At 41.0% G+C, this 26,159-nt stretch carries 21 protein-coding genes; 10 read left to right on the forward strand and 11 right to left on the reverse strand.

The annotated features are described in order from the left end of the window. The first annotated feature begins 469 nt into the window (after window positions 1–469). The 4 genes from rsmI (at window position 470) to RMX89_RS17710 (ending at window position 7,372) form a co-directional block, all read left to right on the forward strand. Window positions 470–1,330 carry a 16S rRNA (cytidine(1402)-2'-O)-methyltransferase gene (gene rsmI / locus RMX89_RS17695; RefSeq protein WP_322673641.1) on the forward strand — a complete coding sequence of 287 codons (861 nt, stop codon included), beginning with the start codon at window positions 470–472 and terminating at the stop codon, window positions 1,328–1,330. Window positions 1,331–1,822: 492 nt separating this feature from the next. Beyond that, window positions 1,823–2,101 (forward strand): GlsB/YeaQ/YmgE family stress response membrane protein, encoded by a 279-nt coding sequence (locus tag RMX89_RS17700; RefSeq protein WP_322673642.1) that lies wholly within the window; start codon window positions 1,823–1,825, stop codon window positions 2,099–2,101. A 59-nt stretch (window positions 2,102–2,160) separates the two neighbouring features. After that, a complete protein-coding gene (locus RMX89_RS17705; RefSeq protein WP_322689835.1) occupies window positions 2,161–3,069 on the forward strand; it encodes a hypothetical protein in 909 nt (302 codons plus the stop codon). A 679-nt stretch (window positions 3,070–3,748) separates the two neighbouring features. Then, the gene (locus RMX89_RS17710; RefSeq protein WP_322689836.1) at window positions 3,749–7,372 is read left to right on the forward strand and encodes a response regulator; all 3,624 of its coding nucleotides are present in this window, start codon (window positions 3,749–3,751) and stop codon (window positions 7,370–7,372) included. A 62-nt stretch (window positions 7,373–7,434) separates the two neighbouring features. Here the strand turns inward: RMX89_RS17710 and RMX89_RS17715 are convergent, their stop codons facing one another. Both RMX89_RS17715 and RMX89_RS17720 read right to left on the reverse strand, forming a co-directional pair. Next, on the reverse strand, window positions 7,435–8,130 hold the full coding sequence (locus RMX89_RS17715) for a Uma2 family endonuclease (RefSeq protein WP_322689837.1): 696 nt from the start codon (window positions 8,128–8,130) through the stop codon (window positions 7,435–7,437). Between the two features lie 192 nt (window positions 8,131–8,322). Continuing rightward, window positions 8,323–9,339, reverse strand: coding sequence for a ribose-phosphate pyrophosphokinase (locus tag RMX89_RS17720; protein ID WP_322673646.1), 1,017 nt, complete (start codon window positions 9,337–9,339; stop codon window positions 8,323–8,325). A 1,463-nt stretch (window positions 9,340–10,802) separates the two neighbouring features. On the opposite strand from RMX89_RS17720, the gene RMX89_RS17725 reads away from it, so the two are divergent. After that, the gene (locus RMX89_RS17725) at window positions 10,803–12,527 is read left to right on the forward strand and encodes a protein kinase domain-containing protein (protein WP_322689838.1); all 1,725 of its coding nucleotides are present in this window, start codon (window positions 10,803–10,805) and stop codon (window positions 12,525–12,527) included. Further along, on the forward strand, window positions 12,527–13,222 hold the full coding sequence (gene bioD, locus RMX89_RS17730; protein ID WP_322689839.1) for a dethiobiotin synthase: 696 nt from the start codon (window positions 12,527–12,529) through the stop codon (window positions 13,220–13,222). The genes RMX89_RS17725 and bioD overlap by 1 nt, the downstream gene beginning before the upstream one ends. 95 nt (window positions 13,223–13,317) lie before the next feature. On the opposite strand, the gene RMX89_RS17735 is transcribed toward bioD, so the two are convergent. After that, a complete protein-coding gene (locus RMX89_RS17735) occupies window positions 13,318–15,984 on the reverse strand; it encodes a PAS domain S-box protein (protein WP_322689840.1) in 2,667 nt (888 codons plus the stop codon). 182 nt (window positions 15,985–16,166) lie between these two features. Then, window positions 16,167–16,304, reverse strand: coding sequence for a hypothetical protein (locus RMX89_RS17740; RefSeq protein ID WP_322689841.1), 138 nt, complete (start codon window positions 16,302–16,304; stop codon window positions 16,167–16,169). A 161-nt stretch (window positions 16,305–16,465) separates the two neighbouring features. Here RMX89_RS17740 and RMX89_RS17745 point away from each other — a divergent pair, with 161 nt between their 5' ends. Then, window positions 16,466–18,076 carry a DEAD/DEAH box helicase gene (locus RMX89_RS17745; RefSeq protein WP_322689842.1) on the forward strand — a complete coding sequence of 537 codons (1,611 nt, stop codon included), beginning with the start codon at window positions 16,466–16,468 and terminating at the stop codon, window positions 18,074–18,076. Continuing rightward, complete coding sequence (locus tag RMX89_RS17750; protein WP_322689843.1) at window positions 18,006–19,220, forward strand: DUF790 family protein; 1,215 nt, start codon at window positions 18,006–18,008, stop codon at window positions 19,218–19,220. The genes RMX89_RS17745 and RMX89_RS17750 overlap by 71 nt, the downstream gene beginning before the upstream one ends. A gap of 57 nt (window positions 19,221–19,277) precedes the next feature. On the opposite strand, the gene RMX89_RS17755 is transcribed toward RMX89_RS17750, so the two are convergent. Beyond that, window positions 19,278–20,300 carry an aromatic ring-hydroxylating dioxygenase subunit alpha gene (locus RMX89_RS17755; RefSeq protein ID WP_322689844.1) on the reverse strand — a complete coding sequence of 341 codons (1,023 nt, stop codon included), beginning with the start codon at window positions 20,298–20,300 and terminating at the stop codon, window positions 19,278–19,280. A 128-nt stretch (window positions 20,301–20,428) separates the two neighbouring features. On the opposite strand from RMX89_RS17755, the gene RMX89_RS17760 reads away from it, so the two are divergent. Together RMX89_RS17760 and RMX89_RS17765 are read left to right on the forward strand one after the other, a co-directional pair. Then, window positions 20,429–20,647: a hypothetical protein gene (locus RMX89_RS17760; protein ID WP_322689845.1), complete on the forward strand. Its 219-nt coding sequence runs from the start codon at window positions 20,429–20,431 to the stop codon at window positions 20,645–20,647. Window positions 20,648–20,767: 120 nt separating this feature from the next. Next, window positions 20,768–21,580, forward strand: coding sequence for an HNH endonuclease (locus RMX89_RS17765; RefSeq protein ID WP_322689846.1), 813 nt, complete (start codon window positions 20,768–20,770; stop codon window positions 21,578–21,580). A gap of 43 nt (window positions 21,581–21,623) precedes the next feature. On the opposite strand, the gene RMX89_RS17770 is transcribed toward RMX89_RS17765, so the two are convergent. The 6 genes from RMX89_RS17770 to RMX89_RS17795 form a co-directional block, all read right to left on the reverse strand. Beyond that, the gene (locus RMX89_RS17770; RefSeq protein WP_322689847.1) at window positions 21,624–22,088 is read right to left on the reverse strand and encodes an SMI1/KNR4 family protein; all 465 of its coding nucleotides are present in this window, start codon (window positions 22,086–22,088) and stop codon (window positions 21,624–21,626) included. Window positions 22,089–22,102: 14 nt separating this feature from the next. Next, window positions 22,103–22,495, reverse strand: coding sequence for a deaminase domain-containing protein (locus RMX89_RS17775; protein ID WP_322689848.1), 393 nt, complete (start codon window positions 22,493–22,495; stop codon window positions 22,103–22,105). 32 nt (window positions 22,496–22,527) lie between these two features. Next, complete coding sequence (locus tag RMX89_RS17780; RefSeq protein WP_322689849.1) at window positions 22,528–22,812, reverse strand: 2Fe-2S iron-sulfur cluster-binding protein; 285 nt, start codon at window positions 22,810–22,812, stop codon at window positions 22,528–22,530. An 18-nt stretch (window positions 22,813–22,830) separates the two neighbouring features. Continuing rightward, on the reverse strand, window positions 22,831–24,036 hold the full coding sequence (locus RMX89_RS17785) for a P-aminobenzoate N-oxygenase AurF (protein WP_322689850.1): 1,206 nt from the start codon (window positions 24,034–24,036) through the stop codon (window positions 22,831–22,833). A gap of 39 nt (window positions 24,037–24,075) precedes the next feature. Then, on the reverse strand, window positions 24,076–24,981 hold the full coding sequence (locus tag RMX89_RS17790; RefSeq protein WP_322689851.1) for a ferritin-like domain-containing protein: 906 nt from the start codon (window positions 24,979–24,981) through the stop codon (window positions 24,076–24,078). Between the two features lie 120 nt (window positions 24,982–25,101). After that, window positions 25,102–26,154, reverse strand: a complete 1,053-nt coding sequence (locus RMX89_RS17795) for an aromatic ring-hydroxylating dioxygenase subunit alpha (protein ID WP_322689852.1) — start codon at window positions 26,152–26,154, stop codon at window positions 25,102–25,104. Window positions 26,155–26,159 lie beyond the last annotated feature (5 nt).

A 26,159-nucleotide genomic window follows, 5' to 3' on the forward strand; every position in this document is an offset into this window, starting at 1 on the left:
CTACCTCAATGGTCAACTTGCTATCTAATGTTTTTGCAAAAATGGGATGCTCCCGTATTAGTTACCCTCAGTGGACTAAGATTATTGAAATAAGATAGGACGCAATATAAGCCCAAAAGCCAGTTGTAGAGACGCGATTTATCGCGTCTTCAAAGACCAGAAATACCCAAAATCACTGAAATTGATGAATTATATCATGTCCGCTTGATTGCTTATTAAACCCGAAGAACCCCACCCCGCCAAAGCTGTGCTTTGTCTCCCCTCCCCGCAGGCGGGGAGGGGTTGGGGGTGGGGTTCTTTTATTATGGGTAATTTGGCGGACATGATATTAGAAACTCTCATCGGGTCAAAAAACAAAATTTGAGTATGGAGTGTTACCAATACTCAATTCGTATTAGACGTAAATTATTATTTTGACTTCTTAACTCTTAACTCCTAACCCCTAACTCTTAACTCCTAACTTTTGCTCATGCAAACCGATCCAAAACCAGGAACACTTTACGTTGTCGGCACACCAATTGGCAACCTGGAAGATATTACCTTTCGGGCAGTACGAATTTTGCAAACTGTGGATATCATTGCTGCGGAAGACACGCGTCATACGGGGAAACTACTACAGCATTTTCAAGTTAAAACACCCCAAGTGAGTTACCACGAACACAATCGTACCAGCCGTATTCCAGAATTATTAGAGCATTTAGTTAATAATAAAGCGATCGCTCTGGTGAGTGATGCGGGGATGCCAGGTATTTCCGATCCTGGATATGAACTGGTGAAAGCTTGTATTGAAGCGGGAATTCCTGTAGTTCCCATTCCTGGCGCTAGTGCAGCAATTACCGCTTTGAGTGCAGCTGGATTACCAACAGATCGGTTTGTCTTTGAAGGCTTTCTCCCAGCGAAAACCCAACAGAGACAAGAACATTTAGAATCTCTGCAAACAGAATCTCGCACTTTGATTTTCTATGAATCGCCGCACCGTTTGCGAGATACTTTGCAAGACTTAGCTCTTGTTTGGGGAAGCGATCGCCAAATTGTGCTAGGACGGGAGTTAACTAAATTGTATGAGGAATTTTGGCGGGGGACAATTGCCGAAGCGATCGCTTACTACACTCAACGAGAACCCCAAGGTGAATATACATTAGTTGTAGCCGGAATTCCAGCCAGTCAGCCCCAACTGACAGAAGCAGAATTGATAGCCGAATTGAAACAGTTAATTAGTCAAGGAATATCGCGATCGCAAGCTAGCCGTCAGTTAGCAAAATTTACTTCCCTTCCCCGTCGCCAACTATATCAACTAGCTCTTTCTATAGTCTCCAGTCCTGAACCTTGAACGGCTGATATCGCTTTTTTGAAAATTAAAAATCTAGATGTTAAATGTCTATATTTATTTATTTTTTCTTCCTTTTCTGTCCTTCTCTACGAAATACTACAGATTCTTGAAAAGTAACTTTTGCTTTCCGGTTGGGGTGCATGTTAAAGGGAAAGTAAAATTCCATACCGTTACCCTTTAACCCACTTCTGTAAGAAGTCCTATGCTTACCCATACAGGGAAGCAAGCTACACTAGTGTCTCATATAGAATGCGGTTAGCTTCCTTATCTACATCTTGTATGATGTCAAATAGGATTACTATATAAATAGTTGAATGTACAGAATGTGACTAATTTGTATATTCATCCTCAAAGATGACTTGGCGAATATTCAAATGATATCTAAAGATTTATGATATTAGTTCTTTAGATAGATCGGAAATTTTAGAAGCAAACTTTAATATGAAATAGTCAAATGCAAATAAAGCAGATTTTTAGTGAAGGAGAAATTCGATGACTAACATTATTGCTTGGTTGGTTTTGGGTTTAATCGCAGGTGCGTTAGCTAAGTTATTTTATCCTGGAACCCAAGGTGGCGGTATTATCTCTACAATTATATTAGGAATCCTTGGAGCCGTATTCGGTGGTTATTTGGGTCAAGTATTACTAGGAAGTGGTTCGGCAGCAGCTGCATCTGCCGGAGCTTTATCTCTAGGAAGTATTTTATTTGCTGTTATTGGTGCAATGATACTAATTTTCCTTTGGGGTTTACTGACTCGTCGCGCTGTGTAATTACCTCAAATTGAGGTAACAATCTTGGGAATCACTTCTAACTGCAATAAACCGATAAAATGACATTAGAGAAAGAGCGAAGAACTATAGGAGTTTTCGCTGGGTATTCCGATGCACAATTGGTACTTCAGGAACTAAAAGCTTCTAATTTTCCAATGGACAAAGTTTCTGTTATTGCACGGAATACAGAAGAAAGTGATATTGCTGGTGTTAGAATCATCGAAAACACTGGCAATACATCCTTAAAAGATGCTGCTGGAGCTGTTGCTAGTGATTATTTAGGAAATATTGCTGATTTATCAGTCGATCTAGTCCTCTTGGTAATTCCTGGTATAGGCCCAGTCATCTTAGCCGGAGCGGAAGTAACAGCGATCGCTACCACTTTAGCAGGTGGTTTATCCAGTTTGTTCCTAAGTTTAGGAATTACTGAAAAACAAGCACAGGGTTATAGCGATCTTGTCTGTAAAGGTTACTATTTGGTGATAGTAACCGGTATAGACATAGAACTTCGTCTTGCCAAGAGGATTTTTAATCGCCGCGATATTCAACAATGGGGAGTCTTTGAGCCATACTTGACCCCAAATAATCGCTACAAATATGCACTCGGTATTTTTTATCGATATCAAGATGCACAAGCAGCGGTTACTGAATTAAAAACCGCTGAATTCCCCATGAGTCAAATATCAATAGTTGTTAAAAATACAAGCAATCTGGGTGATATCTCTGGGGTGAATATCAGCAGTTCCCAAGATAAATATACTACTTTAGGAATTTCTGATGAGCTAACTAAATATTATGAGCATCATCTGACTCTTGGCCATTACATATTAGTACTAAAAGGCACTGATATCTATGTAGCAGGTGCAAGAGCTATTTTAGAGAGTAACAAAGTTCAACATTTTAGTATTTATAGTCAATCCGAGCTTGAGGCAGCTAGAAGCGATCGCCAGGTGATTAATAACTTCTAGTTAAATATTAAGTTGATATCAACAGATTTTTCGACACGCCATGATTGTGCGTGCATGTTCCTAAAAATGCTTTTGTACTATAAATTATATACTTCTATTGAAACCTTGACTTTGTTGTGGAATGGATGCTGCTGGCGATCGCTAAGGTTATGGTTTGTGTAGATTGATGTATAATGGCATAGATGTCATATCCAATTGCGAAATACACTATATCTAGTGTCTAGATAAATTACGTTTTAATTAATTGAATTTTACCGATTAGGCTGTTTAATTTTACTATCCAGTCTTTTGATTAATTTCAAAGTTATTGAACCATTACAATATAAATTTAAAGATATCATTTTTTAGCTAATGTTAAATTTAGAATCTAAGCAAAAATTTTTACCTATACCCGGCAATATTAAATTCAAAATATAATCAAGTAATTGCTTCTTTGGAAAGAAGTTATACTATTGAATGGCTTCTTGTCAAAATCTTAGATAAAAATATTAGTATTTAGTTATATACTTATTTAAGTGCCTTACATTTGTAAAAAGTTAGGATACAAATGATAATAGTTGGGGTGCAAAAAATTAGGTATATCCTAGATAAACTAAATATCCCCCATTGATTTTGCACAGCCAAAACATAATCAAAATAGTCTCAAAAACAGAAATAATTTGAATACGTGCCTGGAGTAATGTTAAACCGTTTGAAGATTGGACCCAAGATTGGAGTGAGTTTTGCCTTGAGTTTGGCAACTCTGACCACCATTGGTTTCATCTCCTACCAAAGCACCAATGAGCTTATTCAAACTTCGCGCCAAGAAAGCCATACTTACCAGGTGTTAAGTCAGCTAGAAGACCTCAACTTGCAACTGACAAATGCTGAGACAGGCCAACGCGGTTACATTATTACTGGAGAACAGCGCTATTTAGAACCTTATAACGCTGCTATTCAAGTACTGAATCAAAAAGTTAAAGAACTTCAAAGGTTAACGGCAGATAACCCCAACCAACAAAATCGGCTTGATATTTTACAGCCACTACTAACCGAGAGAATGGCTGTAATGAAAGATGTCATAGAGCTACGGCAAAGCCAGGGCTTAGAAGCTTCTCAAAAAGCTGTTCTGACAGACCAGGGTAAACAACTGATGGATAATATCCAGAAAGTTATCCAGGCGATGAAAAATGAAGAGAATGGACTGCTAAAACAGCGTTCTGAGAAAGCACAAGCAGCTGGTCAGCAAACGCTCGCCAGCATTTTCTATAGTATTCCCTTATTTTCTTTGCTCTTAGCTTTGATTGGATTCGCCTTGACCAGACATATCTCAGTACCGCTGAAGCGAGTTTCTGATTTGGCAGAAAAAATGGCGGATGGGGATTTATCGGTAAGTTTACCAGATAGCGATCGCCAAGATGAAATTGGTGTGTTGACGCGCACCTTCAACCAGATGATCGTTAATCTGCGAAACACAACTCAAAAAAATGAGGAGCAAAACTGGCTCAAATCTAACTTAGCTGAATTTACTCAGATGCTCCAAGGGCAGCGAAATCTGGAAAGCGTGTCTAGTCTGATATTGTCGAATTTAGCACCACTAGTTGGGGCATCACAGGGCGTTTTTTATCTGATGGACTCCATAAACGACCAGCCTGTGCTGAAGTTGCTGAGTGGTTATGCTTATAAAGAGCGAAAAAACCTAGCAAATCAGTTTCGTTTAGGTGAGGGATTGGTGGGACAATGCGCCCTAGAAAAACAAAGAATCCTCCTCACAGAAGTTCCCAGTGATTATATCCGGATCAGTTCCGGTTTGGGAGAAGCACCACCGTTAAATATTATTGTCTTGCCCATACTATTTGAGGAACAGGTAAATGCTGTAATTGAACTTGCCTCTTTTGGGCCTTTTAACCAGTTGCACCTAACATTTTTAGAACAATTGAGTGAAAATCTGGGTGTATTTTTAAATAACATCGCTTCACAATTGCAAACACAGCAACTACTTGAAGAGTCTGTTGCTTTAACAGAGGAACTGCAAACCCAGCAAGAAGAACTACAGCAAAGCAATCAACGCTTGGAAGAACAGGCGCACGAGTTAGAAGAATCACAATTCCTTGTCAAGCAATCTAACGAAGAATTGCAACAACTAAATGAGGAGCTAGAAGAAAAAGCAGAATTGTTAGAAGTTCAAAATCGGGAAGTGGGCCGCAAGAACCAGGAAGTCGAGCGAGCGAGGAAGTCTTTGGAAGAAAAAGCTGCACAACTGGCTCTGTCTTCCAAATATAAGTCAGAATTTCTGGCGAATATGTCTCACGAATTGCGGACACCGTTAAATAGCCTATTAATTTTAGCAAGGCTACTGGCAGATAACTCTCTTAACAACTTGACCGACAAACAGGTAGAGTACAGTCGGACTATTTACTCGGCTGGAACTGACTTGCTGGAATTGATCAATGACATTCTAGATTTGGCAAAAATTGAGTCCGGTACTATGTCGCTCGATATTGAGCAAATTGCTCTTGCAGATTTGGAAACATCTCTAGAGCAGACTTTCCGGCAAGTTGCCCATAATAAAGAAATCAGTTTTACTATTGAACGGGATGAGAAGTTACCCCCAACAATTTATAACGACTCCAAACGTCTGCAACAAGTCCTGAAAAATCTCCTCGCTAACGCCTTTAAATTTACAGAACAGGGAGGTGTAAAGTTACAAATATTCCAAGTTGATAATTCCACGATCGCTTTTGCCGTCAGCGACACCGGCATAGGCATTCCAGCCGAAAAGCAGAAGATTATTTTCGAGGCATTTCAGCAAGCAGATGGCACAACTAGCCGCAAGTACGGCGGAACTGGCTTAGGCTTGTCCATTAGCCGGGAATTAGCTCAACTGTTGGGAGGGAGAATTGAACTACTCAGCCAGCCAGGACAGGGAAGCACCTTCACCCTTTACTTGCCCAAACAACAGGAAAAGAATAGTCAAAATATCACCACATCACCCCTTGAGCCAACCACCCCAAGCCGTACAGCATCGACCATAAAAGAACTGCCAATGGTGGAAAACAGACCCACAACTGTGGACATCTCTCCATCAGTGAAAGTACTTCCCAGCTTACTCCACGAGATTCCAGATGACCGAGAAATAATTCAACCGGGCGATCGCATTTTGCTAATTATCGAAGATGACGATAAATTCGCCCGCATCTTACTAGATATGGCACGTCAGCAGGGTTTTAAAACTATTGTTGCTTTACAAAGCAAACAAGGTCTAGCACTGGCAGAACAGTTTAAACCTAATGCGATTATGCTAGATATCCACATGCCAGAGATGGATGGTTGGACGGTGCTGGATCGTTTGAAGCATAAACCAGATACCAGGCATATACCAGTACACATACTTTCTGTTGATGAAAGACAACAACGGGGATTACAGCTAGGAGCAATTACTTATCTCCAAAAACCCGTGTCTCCAGAAGCGCTAACTCAGGTATTGACTGAGATTAAAGGCTTTATTGAGCGTCAGGTAAAAAACCTCCTAATTGTAGAAGATGACCCCGTACAAGCCCAAAGTATTATCGAACTGATTGGTAACGGCGATGTCCAGAGTACAGCAGTCGGTACGGGGGCAGAAGCTCTCGCGATTTTGCGATCGCATCACTTTGATTGTATGGTATTGGATCTCGGTCTGCCCGATATGAGCGGGTTTGCCTTAATTGAGCAGATAAAACTTGAACCCAAGCTTTTGAAACTGCCGATAATTGTTTACACCGGTAAAGAACTCAGCCGACAAGAAGAAACCCAGCTGCGGGGGCTAGCAGAGACAATTATTATTAAAAATGTGCGATCGCCAGAGCGGTTGTTAGACGAAACTGCCTTATTTTTGCATCGGGTGCAAGCAAATTTGCCCAAACCAAAGCGGCAGATGTTAGAGCAACTACATCAAACTGACCCGGTGCTGGCTAATCGGAAAATTTTGATTGTAGATGATGACCTCAGAAATATTTTTGCCCTGACCAGCTTTTTAGAAAGCTATCAAATGCAAGTGCTATTTGCCGAAAACGGCAGAGATGGCATAGAGAGGCTGCAAGCTAATCCTGAGGTTAATATAGTTTTGATGGATATCATGATGCCAGAAATGGATGGTTACGAAACCACCCGCGCCATCCGCAAACAACAACAGTTTCGCTCACTACCAATCATTGCTTTAACTGCCAAAGCTATGCCAGGTGACAAAGAAAAGTGCATCGAAGCTGGAGCCTCTGACTACATCACCAAACCTGTAGATACCGAGCAACTGCTTTCACTACTCCGGGTTTGGCTGTATCGGTGAGATTATTGTCAAGCCGTTGCTTGCAAATTTTCGCAGTAGATACAGCAATAACTCTGCTATATCTATTTCCTATTTCCCATATTCTCATTCAACTTTTGCATAAATTCTTGATGTTCAGTGGCAGCTAAACCTGCTTGCAGGACAGATAACACCGTTGCCATTTCTCCTGAGAGCAAGGCAGATACGGCCAACCACAACCCCGGAAACACCTGAGAGCGAATAATTCCCTGCTCATCGGTTGGTAGCGAAACATACTCGTCCGCTTGCAGCCTAAACCAATCCAACTGATTATCTAATGTTCGCCAGACAATATACTCCTGTACTCCATTCCGCCGATAGGTGCGTTTTTTATCATGTAAATCGATGGCTGCACTGCTTGCTGCCACTTCTATTACCAGTTCGGGTGCGCCTTGGATATAATCATCCTCACTAATCAATGCCTGTCTGCCCGGAATAAATAGTACCGCGTCAGGCTGTGGTTCATTATCCGCATCTAAACGCACTGTGGGTTCAATTCCCAAAACAACGCCAGGGGTTGCAGTTTTATAGTTCCATAACCACCCGATCAAGTCTCCATGTGGTTCGCCATGACTTTTAATTCTCAGTGGCGATGCCATGATATACACAACTCCCTCAACCAGTTCAGCTTTTCTTAAATGTGGCATTGCCTGATAGCGCCGCTCAAATTCGTAGCGAGATAAGCGATCGCCATTTTCCAAAGGTAAAACTGAAATGACTTTTTTAGGAGTTGTAACCATTCCTTTGTCCTCTTTACCCAAATTGTTCAAACTGAATCAAAGTATTCTAATTTGACACTGCTGGATTTATTTTACTCCACACATGAAAAAGCTCCTTTGGACTGAAACAGGAGCGTAATAACTAAAAGCCCACACTGACCCCCCAAACGGGTACAGTGTGGGTAATTTATGCTTATAACACTAATGGCAATCTTAGCGAAACATACTACTAACTGAAGTATCTTCATGAATTCGCCAGATAGTTTCTCCCAACAGATTAGCTACTGACAACACCACAAGTTGTGGAAAACGATTGTTTTCTGGTATGGGAATAGTATTGGTGACAATGACTTCCTCAAACAAGCCACTAGACAACCGCTCCATCGCTGGTGGAGAGAATACCGCATGAGTTGCACAGGCGTATACCTGACGCGCTCCTTCTTCACGCAGTAATCGCGCTCCTTCTGCGATCGTTCCCCCAGTGTCGATCATGTCATCTACTAACACTGCCGTTTTGCCTTTAACATCGCCAATGATATTTAACACTTCAGCAACATTATGTGCCTGACGACGTTTGTCAATAATTGCCAGTGGCGCATCATCCAGTTTTTTGGCAAATGCCCTAGCTCGTGCTACACCGCCAACATCGGGGGAAACAACCACAAGATCGGGCAGTTCTTTGCTTGCTAGATAATCCAGCAATACTGGCGAACCGTAAACATGGTCAAAGGGGATATCGAAATAGCCTTGAATTTGAGCCGAGTGTAAATCCATTGCTAGAACGCGGTTGGCACCTGCTTCCACGATCAAGTTAGCAACCAGTTTAGCGGTTATTGACTCTCGTCCTGCCGTTTTGCGATCGGCACGAGCATAACCATAGTAGGGAATTACTGCCGTTACCTGTCGCGCAGAAGCTCGACGACAGGCGTCAACCATAATCAATAATTCCATCAAATGATCGTTGACGGGTTGACAACATGGCTGGATTAAATAAACATCACAACCTCGAATCGATTCTTGGATTTGAACGTAAAGTTCTCCATCCGCAAATCTTTTGCGAATCATTGGCCCCAAGTCCATGCCCAGATAACGAGCGACTTCTTGAGACAGTTGTAAATTGGCAGAGCCAGAAAACAGCCGCAGGCGATGATTATCGTTCAGTCCTGTTGCAGATGGTTGCACTTTGAAAGTTGCAGAACTGAGCACAGCAGATCCTCTATGTGCATTCATAGTAATATTATCATTAGAGATTTAATAGATTTAACCAAGAAATAGCCTAAAAAAACATCTGTAAGTTTTATTGAAGCTTCCATACAAAATTTAAACATTTTTCCATGAAATTATTATTCGCTACTTATCTAGTCTTCTTGGCAAACAAGCTATTCATAGCTTAACTGACATCAAGTCGATGCACTAGGTCTATAGTTCAATTTTTTGGTTGAGGTAAATAAGCCTAATTGCTTAAACATTATTGGTGTGCTAAGTTCTTCTAATTACCTCATTGATAGCTGACAGTAAAGCATTGACAACTTTAGTTGATATTAAAAAGTTTGTTCTCACACAGTATAGCACTTGTAACTAAGTAGTCAAAGAGTAGCTTATTACTCTATAGCCTACGCATTGACAAAAGTGACAGTTATTATAAAGCCTAAAAAAAGCTGGCAGTGGACAAAATTTATCCACGCACTAGCAAGTTTTTAGATAAAGATTAAATAAAGATGTTTTTTTGATACTTAATCTTACTTAACACAAGTAATTTCATTTAAGTAACTTATTGTAAGTATTTTTACTTAAAAAATTTAGTTGAATATAAAAAAATTGTTGAATATCATTGATATTGAATTTGTCTGCGAACATCCTGTCAAGTAGAAGCTACGAATCACATCTGAACTAGTTAGTGACCGTATTATTACTGAGATAAAAATAGTACTTTTGGGTATGCTTGATTTTTGAGTGATTGCGATCGCTCTACTTGGGTGCAGCGAGAACTGCCTCTGCCCTGTGATTCAAACGAATCGTGATTTTGGATGTTGGGGCGATCGCGGAGGGAATAAATTCGGTAAATAGCCCAATGGCATAATTTTGAGAACTTTGCAGATGAAAAATTTTAAAATTTTTTGATGCAGTAGCCCAAATCTGGGATGGAAGAGAAACGCCATCTAGCTCAAATAAGAATTGACAAAATCAAGATTTGTAGTGCTAAATAAATCATTATTGAGTGAGATATAGCGATTACCAGTTACGTGAGGTATAGATAATATTTTGAAACGCAAAGGGACGCAAAGTAAAGCGCAGAGGTACGCAGAGCTTTGTACCTCAGCAGACTAGGAAACGCTATAACACTATTCTTTATAAAGATGCTCGCTACCTATTTTATTGTGCAGAAGCTTGGCTTACACAAGCACAGTTAGCCGATTGCAATTTTTTATTTTTCCACAGGATTGATTGAGAAAGAGATGAGTGATTTGTATAACTTCGATTCTCAAGTTAATTTTGAATATTTCAAAATTTATCGTTTTCTCAGGCAGAGAAATTGAATTGAGGAGTTATGCAGTAGGAAACAACTTTGCTCTGGTAGAGTCTACTTGTTGAGTATAGTAGAATATTGCCGCAGGTAACTGTCCGTCGCCTCTTGGACTTAATCTTTGTGGGTGACTTCCTCCTCAGTTGCTACTACACTCAATCAACCGATCATGCAACCACCGATTACAGTTGGCACTGTCTTGCAAAACCGTTACCGCATAATTCAAATTCTCGGACAAGGAGGATTTGGTAGAACCTATCTGGCAGAAGACCAGAGGCGCTTTAACGAACTTTGCGCGATCAAAGAATTGAATTCAACAGCAAGGTCGGCTTTGGATTGGGAGAGGGCACAAGAGCTTTTTCACCGAGAAGCTGCCATTTTATATCAAATCGAACACCCACAAGTGCCGAAATTTCGGGAAAGATTTGAGCAAGACCAACGCTTATTTTTGGTGGAGGATTACGTTGCAGGTCAGACGTACCGCACTCTGCTGGCTGAACGTCAAGCTGTGGGTAAAACTTTCACAGAGGCTGAAGTATTGCAGCTGATAGAGTTGTTGTTGCCTGTTTTAGAGCATATTCACAGTCGAGGAATTATTCACCGGGATATCTCGCCAGAAAACATTATTTTGCGAGATAGTGATGCGAAACCTGTGTTAATTGACTTTGGGGTAGTGAAAGAACTGGCAACGCGTTTACAATCACCAAATAATCCCCTGCCAGAAACCACCGTGGGAAAATTAGGCTACTCTCCCAGCGAACAAATGCAAACAGGGGGAGCTTATCCTAGTAGTGATTTGTATGCATTAGCGGTAAGCGCGATTGTTTTGCTGACTGGTAAAGAACCAAAGGATCTATTCGATCAAAACCAACTAACTTGGAATTGGCAGCGGTGGGTAAAAGTGAACCCGCGATTTGCTATAGTGTTGAATCGAATGTTGAATCATATACCGAGCGATCGCTATCAAAGTGCTACTAGTGTATCTCAAGCACTACAACCTTTACACGAAGTCAGTCCTCCGAATGTGAATGTGTCTAACTTGCAGACAATGGCAGTTAGTCGCCGTCCTGACTTAGTAGCACCAGCAGCTTCGCCCAAGAAAACCGATCCTGTGATTCCACCAAGTCCCACTAACTCAATTTTGGATAATCCGTTAGCGATCGCCGCAATTGCCATTGGTGTCACGATCGTAGCAGGATTTGGTTCTTGGGCATTAGTCAGTTCCATCCGCAGTCAGTCAAAAACATCAGATGAGAGGCTTCCACAAAATTTTCCTTCACCAGTAATTTCTAGTGGTACTACATTCACACCGACACCGACACTAACACCGACACCAACACCCACACTCACATTTACACCTACTAACGAGCCACCTGTTATATCTACTAAGCGCCTCAAGCTTACAACATCTAACCCGATCGCGGTTGAAGGTACTCTCAAAGCAAATCAAATCATCCAATACAGCTTTTTTGGCCGAGAAGGTACTAAATTAAATACGTCTATTGACCCAGGCAGCAGCATTTTGCTAACAGTCTTAAGTCCCAATGGACAACCAATTGAGAATACTGCCCAACAAGTCACATTTTATCAAGGCACATTGTTGGTTACTGGTAGATATACTATTGAGTTAACTCTGCTTTCAGGTGTTGCCGAAAGCAATTACAATCTCAATGTTGCATTAGAAAAATCAGTCAAACCAATTCCCACAGAGACACCTTTGCCACTTCCTACAGAAACACCCTTGCCACTTCCTACAGAAACACCTTTGCCAATTCCCACAGAAACACCTTTGCCAATTCCCACAGAAACACCCTTGCCAATTCCGACCATTACTGAAGCGCCGACTTTGCCGCCGACTGATGGAACACAACCATTTTCTGGCCAAAGAAATTAATGTTAAACACACTACTGATTACTGGAACTGATACGGAAGCTGGTAAAACTGTTTTAACAACAGCGTTAGCAGCTTATTGGCAAAAATATTACCCGCAGCGTCACTGGGGAATTATGAAACCGATTCAATCGGGGATTGGCGATCGCGAGTGGTATCAAAAGCTATTCGTGCTAGAACAATCTACTGAAGAAATTACACCTTTATATTTTCAAGCACCTCTGGCCCCTCCCATAGCAGCAGCAAAGGAAAATCGCCAAGTAGATTTAGCACTTGTGTGGCAAGCTTTGTCTAAATTGCGATCGCAGCGTGATTTTGTACTTGTAGAAGCCTTGGGAGGGTTAGGTTCGCCAGTAACTGAGGAATTAACAGTAGCTGATTTAGCGGGGGAATGGCGTTTACCAACAGTATTGGTAGTACCAGTGAGATTGGGTGCGATCGCTCAAGCAGTGGCGAATGTAGCATTAGCTAGACAATCGCGCGTCAATCTCAAAGGCATTGTTTTGAACTGCGTACAAAGACGAACGGATGCAGAAATAGCCGACTGGACACCATCTCAATTGATTCAATCACTCACTAACACGCCAGTTTTAGGCTGCTTACCCTATCTAGATAACCTGACTGATTTAGATAAACTTGCTCAAATAGCATCAGATTTAGATTGGGAAACACTAACACTTGAGAATGATTTAAATTGACATTACCGAAGGAAGGCAGGGGAGAAATCAATTCAAAATTCAAAATTCAAAATTCAAAATTCAAAATAAAAGAACTTCTGCCTCCTGCCTCCATCCTAAATAGCCTTCATTGACAGACTGACAACGAATGTCGCCCCCTGTCCAATTCCTGGACTTTCGGCTAACACTGTACCACCGTGTAATTCTACCAAGTGACGGACGATCGCTAACCCTAATCCTAGTCCGCCATGCGATCGCGTGCTGGAACTGTCAGCTTGACGAAAGCGTTCAAATACATGGGGTAGGAATTCGGCAGCAATTCCCGCTCCCGTATCACTCACCCGAATTTGCACGTAAGATTCAATACACTCTAATTGCACATCAACCCTGCCGCCCTTGGGTGTAAACTTGACGGCGTTGGAGAGCAAATTCCACACAACCTGTTGCAAGCGGTTGGCATCGCCCACAACTATCTCCACTTTCGGGTCGAATTTACATTTGATGCTAATCTCTTTAGCCTGGGCTGCTGGATACACAGTATCAATTGCCGCCTCTACAAGCGATACAAGTTCAACCTGCTCCCTCTTTAAATGGAGTGTGCCTCTAATAATTCGTGATACATCGAGAACATCTTCAATTAGTTGTGTCAGGGATCTAGTATTCCGTTCAATTGTCTCTAGTGCCCGGCCAGTAGTAGCTCGATCGAAGTTGCGAGTTATAAGTAGCTGTGTCCAGCCCAGTATAGCATTGAGGGGTGTACGGAGTTCGTGAGAGAGTGTGGCGAGAAACTCATCCTTCATCCGGTTTGCAGTTTCGGCATCGGCGCGTGCTGCTTGTTCGCGTTTGAGCAGTTCTTCGCGTTCTTGCTCTGCTTGCTTGCGATCGCTAATATCAATCATGAATCCATGCAGTAACTGTGGGCCATTTTCATCCCGCACTACATTTACAATGTCATATAGCCAGACAACTCTGCCATCAGCAGCTAACATTCTGTATTCAAATTCGTAATTATTTAGTGATAAAGAAGATTCTTGGCAATACTGAATAGCCCACTGCCGATCTTCTGAATGCATATTTTTTTCCCAGAAATTATCGGTGTACCAGTCTGACAATGGATAGCCTAGAATCTCAACAGTTTGCGGCCCTACGTAGGTAAAATTCCCAGTATTAGCATTTACCTCCCAAGGAATCACGCGGACTTTTTCAGTCAGCATCTTTAACCGTTTCTCGCTTTGTTTGAGAGCTGCTTCTGCTAACTTGTGAAGTGTAATATCTGTGACAAGGGCAACAAATCCTGCAACTTTCCCCTCCTGACTGAACTGGGGAATGTAAGTGACATTCACGTAACGGTTTGTGCCATCTTTATCGGGTAATTGGGTTTCGTAAGTTACTTGCTCTCCTGAAAGTACTGCTTCTACATAAGGAAGAATAGACTGATAAACTGACTCTCCCAAAATTTCTCTAATATGTTTACCAGAAATTTCGGAAGCAGGAAGCTCATACCAGTCTTCATATTCTTTATTATTAAAGCGATAACGCTGCTCGCTATCAACATAAGAAATTTTGACGGGCACAGCATTGGTAATTAGGCGCAGTTCATCTTCTCGTTGACGGAGTGCTGCTTCGGCTCGTTTGCGTTCTGTGATGTCGCGTTGAGTTCCCCACGCTCTCACTAAAAACCCATTTTCGACAATTCCCACTAGATTATTCAAAAAATATTTAGAATTACCTTGCTTATCTATTTCATGAGACTCGGCATCAATTAGTCGGTAGTTAGAACGGATAAAGTTACGCAGGTATGCAATATTATGTGGATCGGAGGCAACAAGAAAGTCTCCTAATCTGACACCGATAATTTCTTCGGCACGAGAACAGCCATACATCTGTGCCATAACATTATTGCATTCTGCCAAGTAAACATATTGGTAAAAATGTTGAATTTGTTCATCTTCTGGACAATCTAGCGAAATTGGTACTTCCAGTTCGATGCACCAAATACCTTCTGAACTCTGCTCTAAAAAAGTGCGGTAGCGTTCTTCGCTTTTAGAAAGGGCAAGTTCTGCTTGTTTGCGTTTGCTTATATCAATCACAAAAGAAATAATATGATTTTGGTTATTTTCTAATAAAGCAGAACCTAACAGAATAGGAACGCGGCTCTTATCTTTGCGGATGTATTCGTTTTCAAAAGGCTGACACACGCCTTTAGTTTTGAGTTCTGCGATTGCACTGTTGTTAGTTTCAATATATTCTGGTGGGATCATGTCGTGCCATCTGACTCGTCCTGCTAGCAAATCCTCCTGAGAATAACCTACCATTCGTAAAAAAGCATCATTAGCTTCTGCAATCGCCCCGTCCATATTGGCTACAATTACCCCAATAATGTTGGACTCTACCAACCTTTTAAATCTGGCTTCGCTCACCTGTAGTTTCTGCAAACTCGTTTGAAGATGTTGTTTGGCAGTGCGTAATTCTGAGTTCAGCAAGTTAATAATTGTTGTCACCAGCACAAACAAGCATAAGCGCAGTATGTTGTCAAGACTTACAACCAAGAGCGAAAACACTGGTTCTAAGAAAAAGTAGCTGACGGCTAAAGTAGACAAAGCAGTAGCCAGTAACCCTGCTTCCATACCGCCATACCAGGCACTAACCGCCACAGCAGCAAAAAATAGCAGAAAAATACTTGGTTTAAGTAGTGGCTGTAGCAATAGTGTTAATAGCAATACGCTACCAACAGCCAATAGTGCCACAACATAAGGCGCTAGAAGGGAACGTGTTCCTCTCAATGTCGCTTCTCCTTTTATGCAGCTAGCTAAAAGATTATTCCCAAAATCAGCTAGAAAATGCGTAGGCGTAGCCCGTCATAGACAATTTTAAAAGCATATATTTTGCCTTCTAATTGTGAATTTACCCAAAGAAAAAAAGTAATAAAAGTCAACCCAGCTATTAATATAATCTGCGCCTGCAATTACAGATGTTTCAGCAAAAAGCTTTGTCGCTGTTCTTTGTAAAATTCAGACAGGTTATTGTTGGTTTGTCGATAGGACATTCCATGACTAATGAGCGCATCTAGTTGGGTTTTGTCGGAGTTAGTTGGATGAATCATGCACTTTTTGCGTTATTAGTAATCAATAGACTGGGGAATGGGGACTGGGGACTGGGGACTGGGGACTAGATACTAGATACTAGATACTAGATACCAAGTACTGAGGACTAGGAAAAACTTTCCAATCCCCAGTCCCTAATCCCCAGTCCCTAATCCCCAAAATGGCTCGTACCCCTACATTAAATTTTGATCGTGGCACATTAATTTTGCATCCACCACCACGCGGTAAAGGTTGGATGGACTATGCTACGTGGGATGATAGAGTTGAAAAATTCCGCATCCCAGCAATTAGATACCGATCGCTAGTGGAAGCACTACAAGCGGAAGATGTGAATTTTATCGATGAGGCCAAGCAATTTTATCCTGTAGATTTGGTTCCTACTCTGGAAATGGAACCTTATTCTCACCAGACTGAGGCGCTAGCAGCTTGGAAACTGGCGGGTAGGCAAGGGGTGGTTGTGCTTCCCACGGCGGCGGGAAAGACTTATTTGGCGCAAATGGCGATGCAGTCAACGCCGCGCACGACGCTGATTGTAGTACCAACTTTAGATTTGATGCATCAGTGGTATGCACATTTAGTAGCGGCTTTCCCCGATGCTGAGGTGGGATTACTAGGAGGTGGTTCGCGGGATCGAACAGCAATTTTAGTTGCAACTTATGATAGTGCCGCAATTCACGCTGAGACGTTGGGAAATCAATATGCGTTGATTGTTTTTGATGAATGTCATCATTTACCAACAGATTTTAATCGAGTAATTGCAGAATATGCGATCGCACCTTATCGCCTGGGACTCTCCGCGACACCGGAACGTACTGATGGCAAGCACGCTGACTTAAATATCCTCATTGGTCAAGAAGTATATCGCAAACGCGCTGAAGATTTGGCAGGGAAGGCATTAGCAGAACATGAAATTGTCCAAATTAAGGTAAAGTTATCGCAACTTGAGCGGGAAAGATACAACCAGTTAATTCAAACCCGCAACGACTTTTTGAAGCAATCAAAGATTTCTTTGGGGAGTTTGCAAGGTTGGCAAATGTTCGTGCAAATGAGTGCGCGATCGCAATCTGGACGTAGGGCAATGTTAGCGCATCGAGAAGCGAAAGATATCGCTTTGGGTACTGATGGAAAGTTGCGAATTCTGATTAATTTATTGGCAGAACATTATCCGGCAAGAATTTTGATTTTTACTGCGGATAACGCGACGGTTTACCGCATTTCTCAAGAGTTACTAATTCCGGCAATTACTCATCAAACTCCTGTGAAAGAACGACATGAGATATTAACCAAGTTTCGAGAGGGTAAATATAATACTTTGGTTGCTTCTCATGTTTTGAATGAAGGGGTTGATGTACCTGCGGCAACTGTTGCAATTATTTTATCGGGGACTGGTTCGGCTAGGGAGTATACTCAGCGGTTGGGTAGGATTTTACGGAAGGGGAATATTGAGAATAAACAGGCGATTTTATATGAGGTAGTGGCGGAGGATACGAGTGAGGAAGGGACTTCGGCTAGGAGAAGAGGACAAGGGGACAAGGGGACAAGGGGGCAAGGGGAAAATCAAGGGAAGTTACAGGTTGTGTATGGGAGTGGGAAGGAAAGGAGTTTGAAGGCTGCGGAACAGTTAGAAATTAATTATTCGATCCAAAATCCAAAACTTATACTGAGCGAAGTCGAAGTATCTAAAATACAAAATTCAGCAGATGTTACCAACAGATTTACTGATGCATCGCCAAAACGGGGAGGAGATCATCCCGAAGAGACTGAAGATTGATCGAGCAACTTCGGAGTTGGCGATTGAGTTAATTAATTATTTTCAATCAGCAGTGGGGAAGACTCAAGGTGTACTTGAGCGACAGCTGACTGATTTTGAAGGAGATTCTACAGATTATCGGGTGAAGCGGGGGTTAGCTTATATTCTCAAAAGCAGTTTTTGCACTTTTGAGATAGTTAGTCCGCTGGAACCACAAATGTTAAGAGAACGGGTATTTTCGTTGGCTGCAAAGTCTGTTTCAAGTCGGGAATCAACCCAAGTTACTTTGAGTAAAATTGCTGATGAGTTAACTCAAGAACTTGAGCGGGAAGTTTTATTGGAACAGGTTCGGAATGGACTATATGCTGATTTATCTGAAAATAAGATTTTGACTGTTTTTGATGCACCAACAGCGCCAGATTTATTAAATAGATATAACTTATCTCAGGTGCAAGGTGTGTTTTATAAGGCCAGTCAACTGGTGTTAAATGCTCACCGGAATGTTCCGGGAGAATATAAGTTGTTATTTCGCTATTTAAAGTTGTTTCAATTGATGGCTTATATTGAAGGTGATGCTGACCACGGGTTTACAATTACCATTGACGGGCCGACGAGTTTATTTAATCCTAGTACGCGATATGGATTAGCGATCGCTAAACTTATTCCGGCTTTACTTCACGTTACTAAATGGAGTCTTTCTTCGATTCTTCAAACCCGTGACGCTTATACAAATACCTGGAAAACTGGACGTTTTACTCTCAATTCTGAATGTGGTTTGGTATCCCACTATCCACCAGGTAAGCCCTACGATAGTATGTTAGAAGCATCTTTTGCTGATAAATGGGATGCATTGAAAAGTGGTTGGGCGTTAGAGCGAGAAGTTGATTTGATCCCAATTCCTGGTAGCGTAATGATTCCTGATTTTCGCTTGGTGCATCCTGATGGACGCACTTTCTTGTTAGAAATTGTTGGTTATTGGCGACCAGAATATTTACAAAAGAAGTTTTCTCAGGTGCGGCGGGCTGGACGTGATGATTTGATTTTGGCAATTTCCGAGCGACTTAATTTAGAAAAAGCGGGAGTAAAATTAAATGATGTCCCCGCCAGAATTGTTTGGTTTAAAGATAAGTTATTGCCAAAAGCTGTGTTAGCTGTGATGGATTGAACAAGGAAAAATGACTGGAGAAATCATAACTAATTTATGCGAAGATGATATTATTTTTTAAACCCAAAATGTAACTTTTACTGATTGATTTGGCAAGAGACGCGGATCTTCTCCACGAGATATAGCTGCCATAATTGACTCGACAAATATATGAATTGTGTCCGCAGGCGTATTATAAAATTGTGTCCCGTATTTAGCGATCGCTTCCCCCTGAATACCCAAAATTTCCACGTCTTGGCGGATAATGTGTTGAGCAGTCCACCGCACAAAGGGACGCGCTAACTTATTCCAAATACCGTAGTTATAGGTGACATCGGTGTAAACCAGAGTTGAATTATCGGTTTCTGGAATAGATTGACTGGTAATGAACAAATGGCGATTCTGTGCCATTTTATATTCTACAGAGGTAATATTTGGCATATAAAAGCGATCGCTATGTTTAATCTCTGCACCCTGCAAATTCAGAAAACGGCTGTACCATCCCAAATTATTGTTTTCGTTGCGATACTCCACCAAAACCGAACCATTGCAGCGTTCTACAGTCATCTCTAACTTTTGTTGGCGGGAAGTACGGAAAACACCAGGATGAACAAAAGCCGTATGGGGAATATCAATAAAGTTCTCCGCACAATTAGTCACATTGTTAGCAAAACGGTTAATTACCCGTACCGTCTCCCATCCGGTTTGTCCGTAGTGAGGCATAGAAAAAGGTTCAAGATTAACACTTGGGGTATCGGCTAACCGCACATAAACATAGCCATCTTGTTCTTTGGTAGCGTAACACTTGGCTCGACGCTGTGGGGAAGGCTTGAAATCATCTCCTTCGGCTGGAACAGCAATCACGTTTCCAACTGCGTCGTATACCCAACCATGATAGGGACATTGTAAAGCACCATCACAGATTTTACCTGATGATAGACGGCTATTGCGGTGTAAACAGCGATCGCGCAAAGCTACGGGTTGTCCATCTTCACCGCGAAATATTGCTAACCATTCTCCTAAAACGGTGCGTGATAATACCTTATTAAGTTGTAGCTGTTCGCTGAGTGCGACAATGTACCAGAAATCTGCAAATTGCATGGTGGGTGGGAGCGATCGTATTTAAATTATGGCAATGTCTTGAATAGAACTGCATTGCTATATCTATTGAATTCCAAAAGAGCTAATTTACAATTAAAGGTGAGATAACCTAAGACGAGGAAACGATCGTGACATTAGAACAATTGCAAAAGCAGATATTAGAGTTATCAATTAGCGATCGCTGGACATTAGTGCAGATTCTTTTGAAGTCGCTACAGCAAGAAACTAGTTCTCAATTGCAAAAGGGTAACTTGTCCCGACTGCGAGGGATTGCAAAAGGTACAGAAATATCAAGTGAAAATATAGAAGTGGATTATATTAACTATCTCACCTTAAAGTATCAGTAATATAAATATTAATTTAGTACAAATATTATTTTGTGTATTATTGTTGTAGTATTAAATATTAGTACCCAGCTAAAATAAACAGGTTTGTGAGTTAAACAATGCATGAGGAGGCTTAGAATAATGCGCTGCATTTTTTGCAAAAATGATTCAAGTAAATCTAGAAGTGTTGAGCATATTATTCCAGAGTCTCTTGGTAACACCACGAACATACTTCCTAAAGGAGTAGTTTGTGATACTTGTAACAACTACTTTGCACGGAAAGTAGAGAAACCTTTTCTTGAAGCTCCTGCACTGATGTTTCTCCGTTTTCATCAAGCTATCCCAAACAAGAGAAGTCTAATTCCACCGATATCAGGAATGCTCTTACCAGAATTTCCTGTTACTGCATATCGATACATTGATAGCCCTTTAGTAGGAATGATTGACGTTCCGTTGAATGCAGTTGAACATATTTTCCAAAATGATGGAGGACAGTTAATTCTTCCGAGTGGTGGTCAACCACCATCTGACAAAATCATCTCAAGATTTTTGGCAAAGGCAGCCCTTGAATTAATGGCTAAACGATTATTAGATACTTCTGGTGGAATCGATTACATAGTTGATCACCCAGAACTTGATCCTATAAGAGATCATGCCCGCCGAGGTAATATACCAGATTGGCCACATCACTCACGCCGAATCTATGACATGAATGAGACGTGGATTGACGAATTTGGTTCAGAGGTACAAATGGTTCATGAGTCTGATATTCTTCAGACTGCTTGGGGCGAGTATTTTTTCGTTCTAGCAATCTTTGGGTTGGAACTTGTGATCAACTATGGTGGTTCAGAAATTGAAGGATATCGGCGCTGGTTGTTGGAGAACAATGGGGATAGTCCCTTACATATCGGTAAGAACAAGGTAAATTCCCGACTAAGACGAGCCACAAGCTAACACATAATTTCAACTAGCTGCTAATTCAGTTAGTTACTGTTATCTAACTCGCTAGAGACATGAAAGACTTTAAATAAAAGTCTATTTCCACTGCTAGAAAGTTACTAAACGTATCATGGCTTTTGACGAAATAAGGCTCTTGTTGCCCTTCGCAATATGAGTACGTTGGTGGGTTATCGCCTTCAGAAAGCCTAAAAAAGCTAAACTGATAACCCTGGTGCATGAAAAATACAAAAGCATCTTCTGGCAAAGCTTCAGGAAAATCATTTTCTACCAAAAGTTCTTTAGCCCATTCTTGAATTTGCGGTAGATGCTGGTAAAAGCAATCTGAACCACGCAAAAACTTACCTGCACCATGTCCCATCATCTTGAGAAAATCTTTGTAAATACTGGGCAAAGTAATACCTTGTTGTTGTTCAAATTGAATTATTTCCAAATCTGAACATGGCGAAAGCTGATTTTCGTTAAAAATAAGCTGAAGTGGTTCGGGTAAATTGCGAATTAACATTTATACCGACTCCTTTACGCAATGTTTCCGTGATGTACATTTAGCTGAATGTTTGGGAAAGTTTGCCTAAACTGCTTGATGACATACTCACACGAATCACATGGCTCTCTCTCCGTGAATAACTCAATTTTACCCTTTACTTCTCTATTATTTGTATATTTTTGGGCAATCGCTTCTAATATTTTGTACTCTGAGTCTAAGTCTCTTCGGTGTCCGGTAACTTCAAAGGTTTTAAACATCGGTTGAGCCGGTACATCAACCGCTCCCTCTTGCAACAGCTTACCACTAAAGGCGAATAGCTCGGAAAATGTCTCATCTACCCATACTCTAGCAACAGCAACATTTCGGGCTGGTGCTGGCACGTTACAAGTTTTACGAATTTCTGCGACGCGCTTTAACCAATCCATACTTGCTCTTCTAGTTGTTTTTAAATCACCATCTAAATCCTACGAATTTCAACATTAGCTGTAATATCAAGCTGACAAGCTAACCGCGCATGAGGATTATTAGGTGCTAAAGTCTCCAGCATTTCCTGTTCATCAGGTTGGGGAGGAGGAATATCACCAAGAACCTCAACCAAACAAGTGCCACAAATACCAGTCCGACAACCAAATAAAACAGGTGAATTCTGAATTGTGAGATGTTCAGATAAATTTTTATGGTATTCCAAAGTGATAGGAACAAACTCACTTCCAGGAAACGATATCTTACATAATTCAGCCATAATACGCAATAATTTTACCTAAACAACACTCTTCCATTCCTCTCTGCGCCTCTGCGTCTCTGCGTTAGATATAAACAAATATTCTTGGTGTTCAAAATCTTTAAAAGCCCTTTGTTGAGTTGCCAAATATCGAGAAATTGAATTAGTAGCCATCAGTGACATATCCCGATTACGTTGCCAAAGATAATCGAGCTTTTCAACATACACTTGATAAGATTTCATCGCCTCTTGATGAGTTGAAAAACTGCGCTGTAATCCTTCCGACTCCTCGGTAAAACAACGGCGGATCATTTCTTTAGCATCACTGTCACTCATCTCAAAAATTGGCGATTGCAACACCTGATAAATCTTACTATACAGCGCCGGCTCGTACCAAAAAATTCCGTTTATCGCTGCCGAAAAATGAAAATGATCGCGCTGACATCCCAGCAATCCTAAATTAGCAACCAGTCGCTCATAAGCAGTTGGTGGCTTAAGACAAGTGACAACATCGTGAGATATAATTGTTGAACTATTGAAGTGAAAACTTTCATCCATGAAGTGATAATATGAGACTTTAGCAGGAATTGGAGCAGCTTCAGGATGGGGATGTTTTTGATAATAATTGCTGAGTTTGTGCTGTACTAACTTGCCGTTTAGTGTCCGCACTCCCCGGACAGTGAAATACTGACAAGCCAAAAAAGTATTATTCGCAGAAATTAACCCAAAGTATTGAAGTTGAATTTTTTTCCACCAAGTTTTTAGAGCATTGGTGTTAGCATAAACCATCGTTTCTGTAAAGGGGCCGCGCATGGGGTAGGTAAAGATAAGTTCCCCAAACAACGCTTGTTCAACCTGTTTGGCAATTGTGCGGAAGGCGTTAATGTGCGATCGCTCTTGGGCAGATTCTAAATCTAATGTATCGCAGATTAAGCGAAAATCCTCTTGGGCGTAAAGTCCAGCTGCGCTGGTTTGATTGAAAAAGATAGTTGCAATTTCAGCAGAAACAATTTGTGAGTAGTAAGCTACCCAGTAAAGTTGGTTCAAAATTATACGCTGATGTTGGCTGGACTGTTCCCATAAAGGTGTACCATATAACAGGGAAAATTCCTCTGGATTCCAATACTCGTTTTGACAATCTTCATAGCGAAAATTGCTAACTGCTTCATCCATTAAAGCAGTATGATCTTGCTGTTTGTTGCGAGTGTGGTTAATTTGTAATTTGCGATGAATAGTTTTTTCCATATCCGTTTTGATTTAACGCAGAGATAAGATTGAGATTTATTACACACATTGATGGGCGGGGAGTGGTTCAAAAGCTCCGCGTTCTTCTAAATGTTGCAGGATAGACTGGGCTGATGTTCCCCCCATGAGCGATCGCAATATTTGTAATCGCGTTCCACTGTGGGTTTCTGTATCTAGTTCTTCTAAAATTTGGATTTTTTGCGATCGCGTCAGATGTCCTTTCACTCGTTCAACTGCTGTTAGTACACTTTGTGGCCCCACTTGTACCATAAACAAAAACTGTGCTAATACATCGAGAATTGTTGTTTGACTGAATGCTGAAACAGTAATTTGATTAAATAAGGTGGTTCCTGTGGCGTGATGACGGGATTCTGATTGTAAAAAACTGGAAAAAAGTTCTGCTAAAACTGGATAGCGGCATTCCTTTGCTAAACGCCGATAATGGCTTAAACCCCATCCTTCTAAAACGACTTGCAGCACAAATAACAAAACTGTTTTATCTGCACTTTCAACCACTTCTGATAGTAAGCGCAAAAACGGATCGTCTGTGCTAGTTAATTCCATTTCTGGTAAAAAATGGCTAAGTTGGTGAAGGTGGGTAGCTTCATCAGCCGTAAACAATCCATAAAGCATTCGTTCTTCAACTGTTTCTGCTAACAGTACCATTTTTGCCATGTAGCCAACGCCTGCTTTCTCAATGAAATACGATTCTTCTAACAAACTGCGGTTGGCAAGTTCTAGAATAGCAGATTGTTCAGTAATATTAGATTGTTGAAAAATTTTGACTTGATGTAAGTTAAAAAAATCAGCATTCCAATAATTTAATTGTGGATAATTATCATAATTATTCTGATTGGGTAATGCTGCTGTTAATATCCGTTGCAAACGGTCATTAGAATCTGTGTGTGGTAAATCAAAACCAACAATGTTATATTTTAAATCCATTTTTTCTGTTCAATTAAAGTGAATTCAGGGTCATACCAATTCTCCGTAAGTTTACACTTAATAATTACTCCTTGTCTCTCTTGGCGTACTTGGCAGTTCGTTTAATAATTAATTGCATCTTCATAGCGAATTACTATTAGGTATTGATAGGGTTTGAATATTTGGATAATTAACAGTTTCCCAAGTTCCCCAGGTTAAAGCTTTCTGGTGATTAACGTGCTGAATAAATTCCAGAATAGATTGATCTGCTTTAGTGGGAGTCTTTAAATCAAACTGAATTGTCTGAAATACCTGTGTATCCCCTTTGGCAAAGTAATTACCAACTTGCTGAGTTAACCATAATAAACCACGATTTAAAATCCATCCCCAAAATCCTGGACGCTTAGGAGTGACAAGAATTGTTTGCCCTTCAGTTTTACCACCTTCTATCATTCGCAGTGTAAATATAATGTAGAAGTGCAGGAAATCCGGGCCTAGCGTCACAGTGCCAGTACTGCCATACCAGTAACACATACTATAAGTAACTTCGTTGCGATATAGAGGACGAATCAGGCGAATTAACCAGGAATCATCCCCTCCGCGTGTAGTGTTACTGAAGGTAATAGCGCTAGGGTTGAGGTTTTGAGAATCAAATACAATTTCTAAAGGTAAATTGTGTACTGTATTGAAATGGTGAGCATCAATTGCATTAATTAGTAAGACATTGGGATGGCAGTTTTTGACAAATTTAGTCCCCAATATGTAATCGCAATCTGTTTGTTCTAGTTCTGGTACAAAAGGCAGCGAACTTGGCTTTTCTTCTCCTACCCAAACCCAAATCATGCCGTACTTTTCCGCTGTATGCCACGTTTTAATACACACAGGTAGCGGTTTTCCCAGAGAAGGAACATCTACACAAATTCCGCGACTGTCATACTTCCAATTATGAAAAAAGCAGCGAATTCCGTCACCTTCTACCTTACCTTCTGCTAAATGAGCGCCCATGTGTGGACAATAAGCATCTATAGCTACTACCCGATCGCTAACTCCCCGATAAATTGCCAGATTTCTACCTAGCAAAGTTATAGCTTTTACCTTGCCAATTTTTAATTTTTTTGATGCTAATGCCCAGTACCATCCCTCTATAAATTGTGTTGGGTTGTTAAAGTTTGGTTGTGGGTTTGTAGATACCATAAAAC

The sequence above is a fragment of the Nostoc sp. DedSLP04 genome (genome assembly GCF_034530775.1).
In the GTDB taxonomy this organism is placed as follows: Bacteria; Cyanobacteriota; Cyanobacteriia; order Cyanobacteriales; family Nostocaceae; genus Nostoc.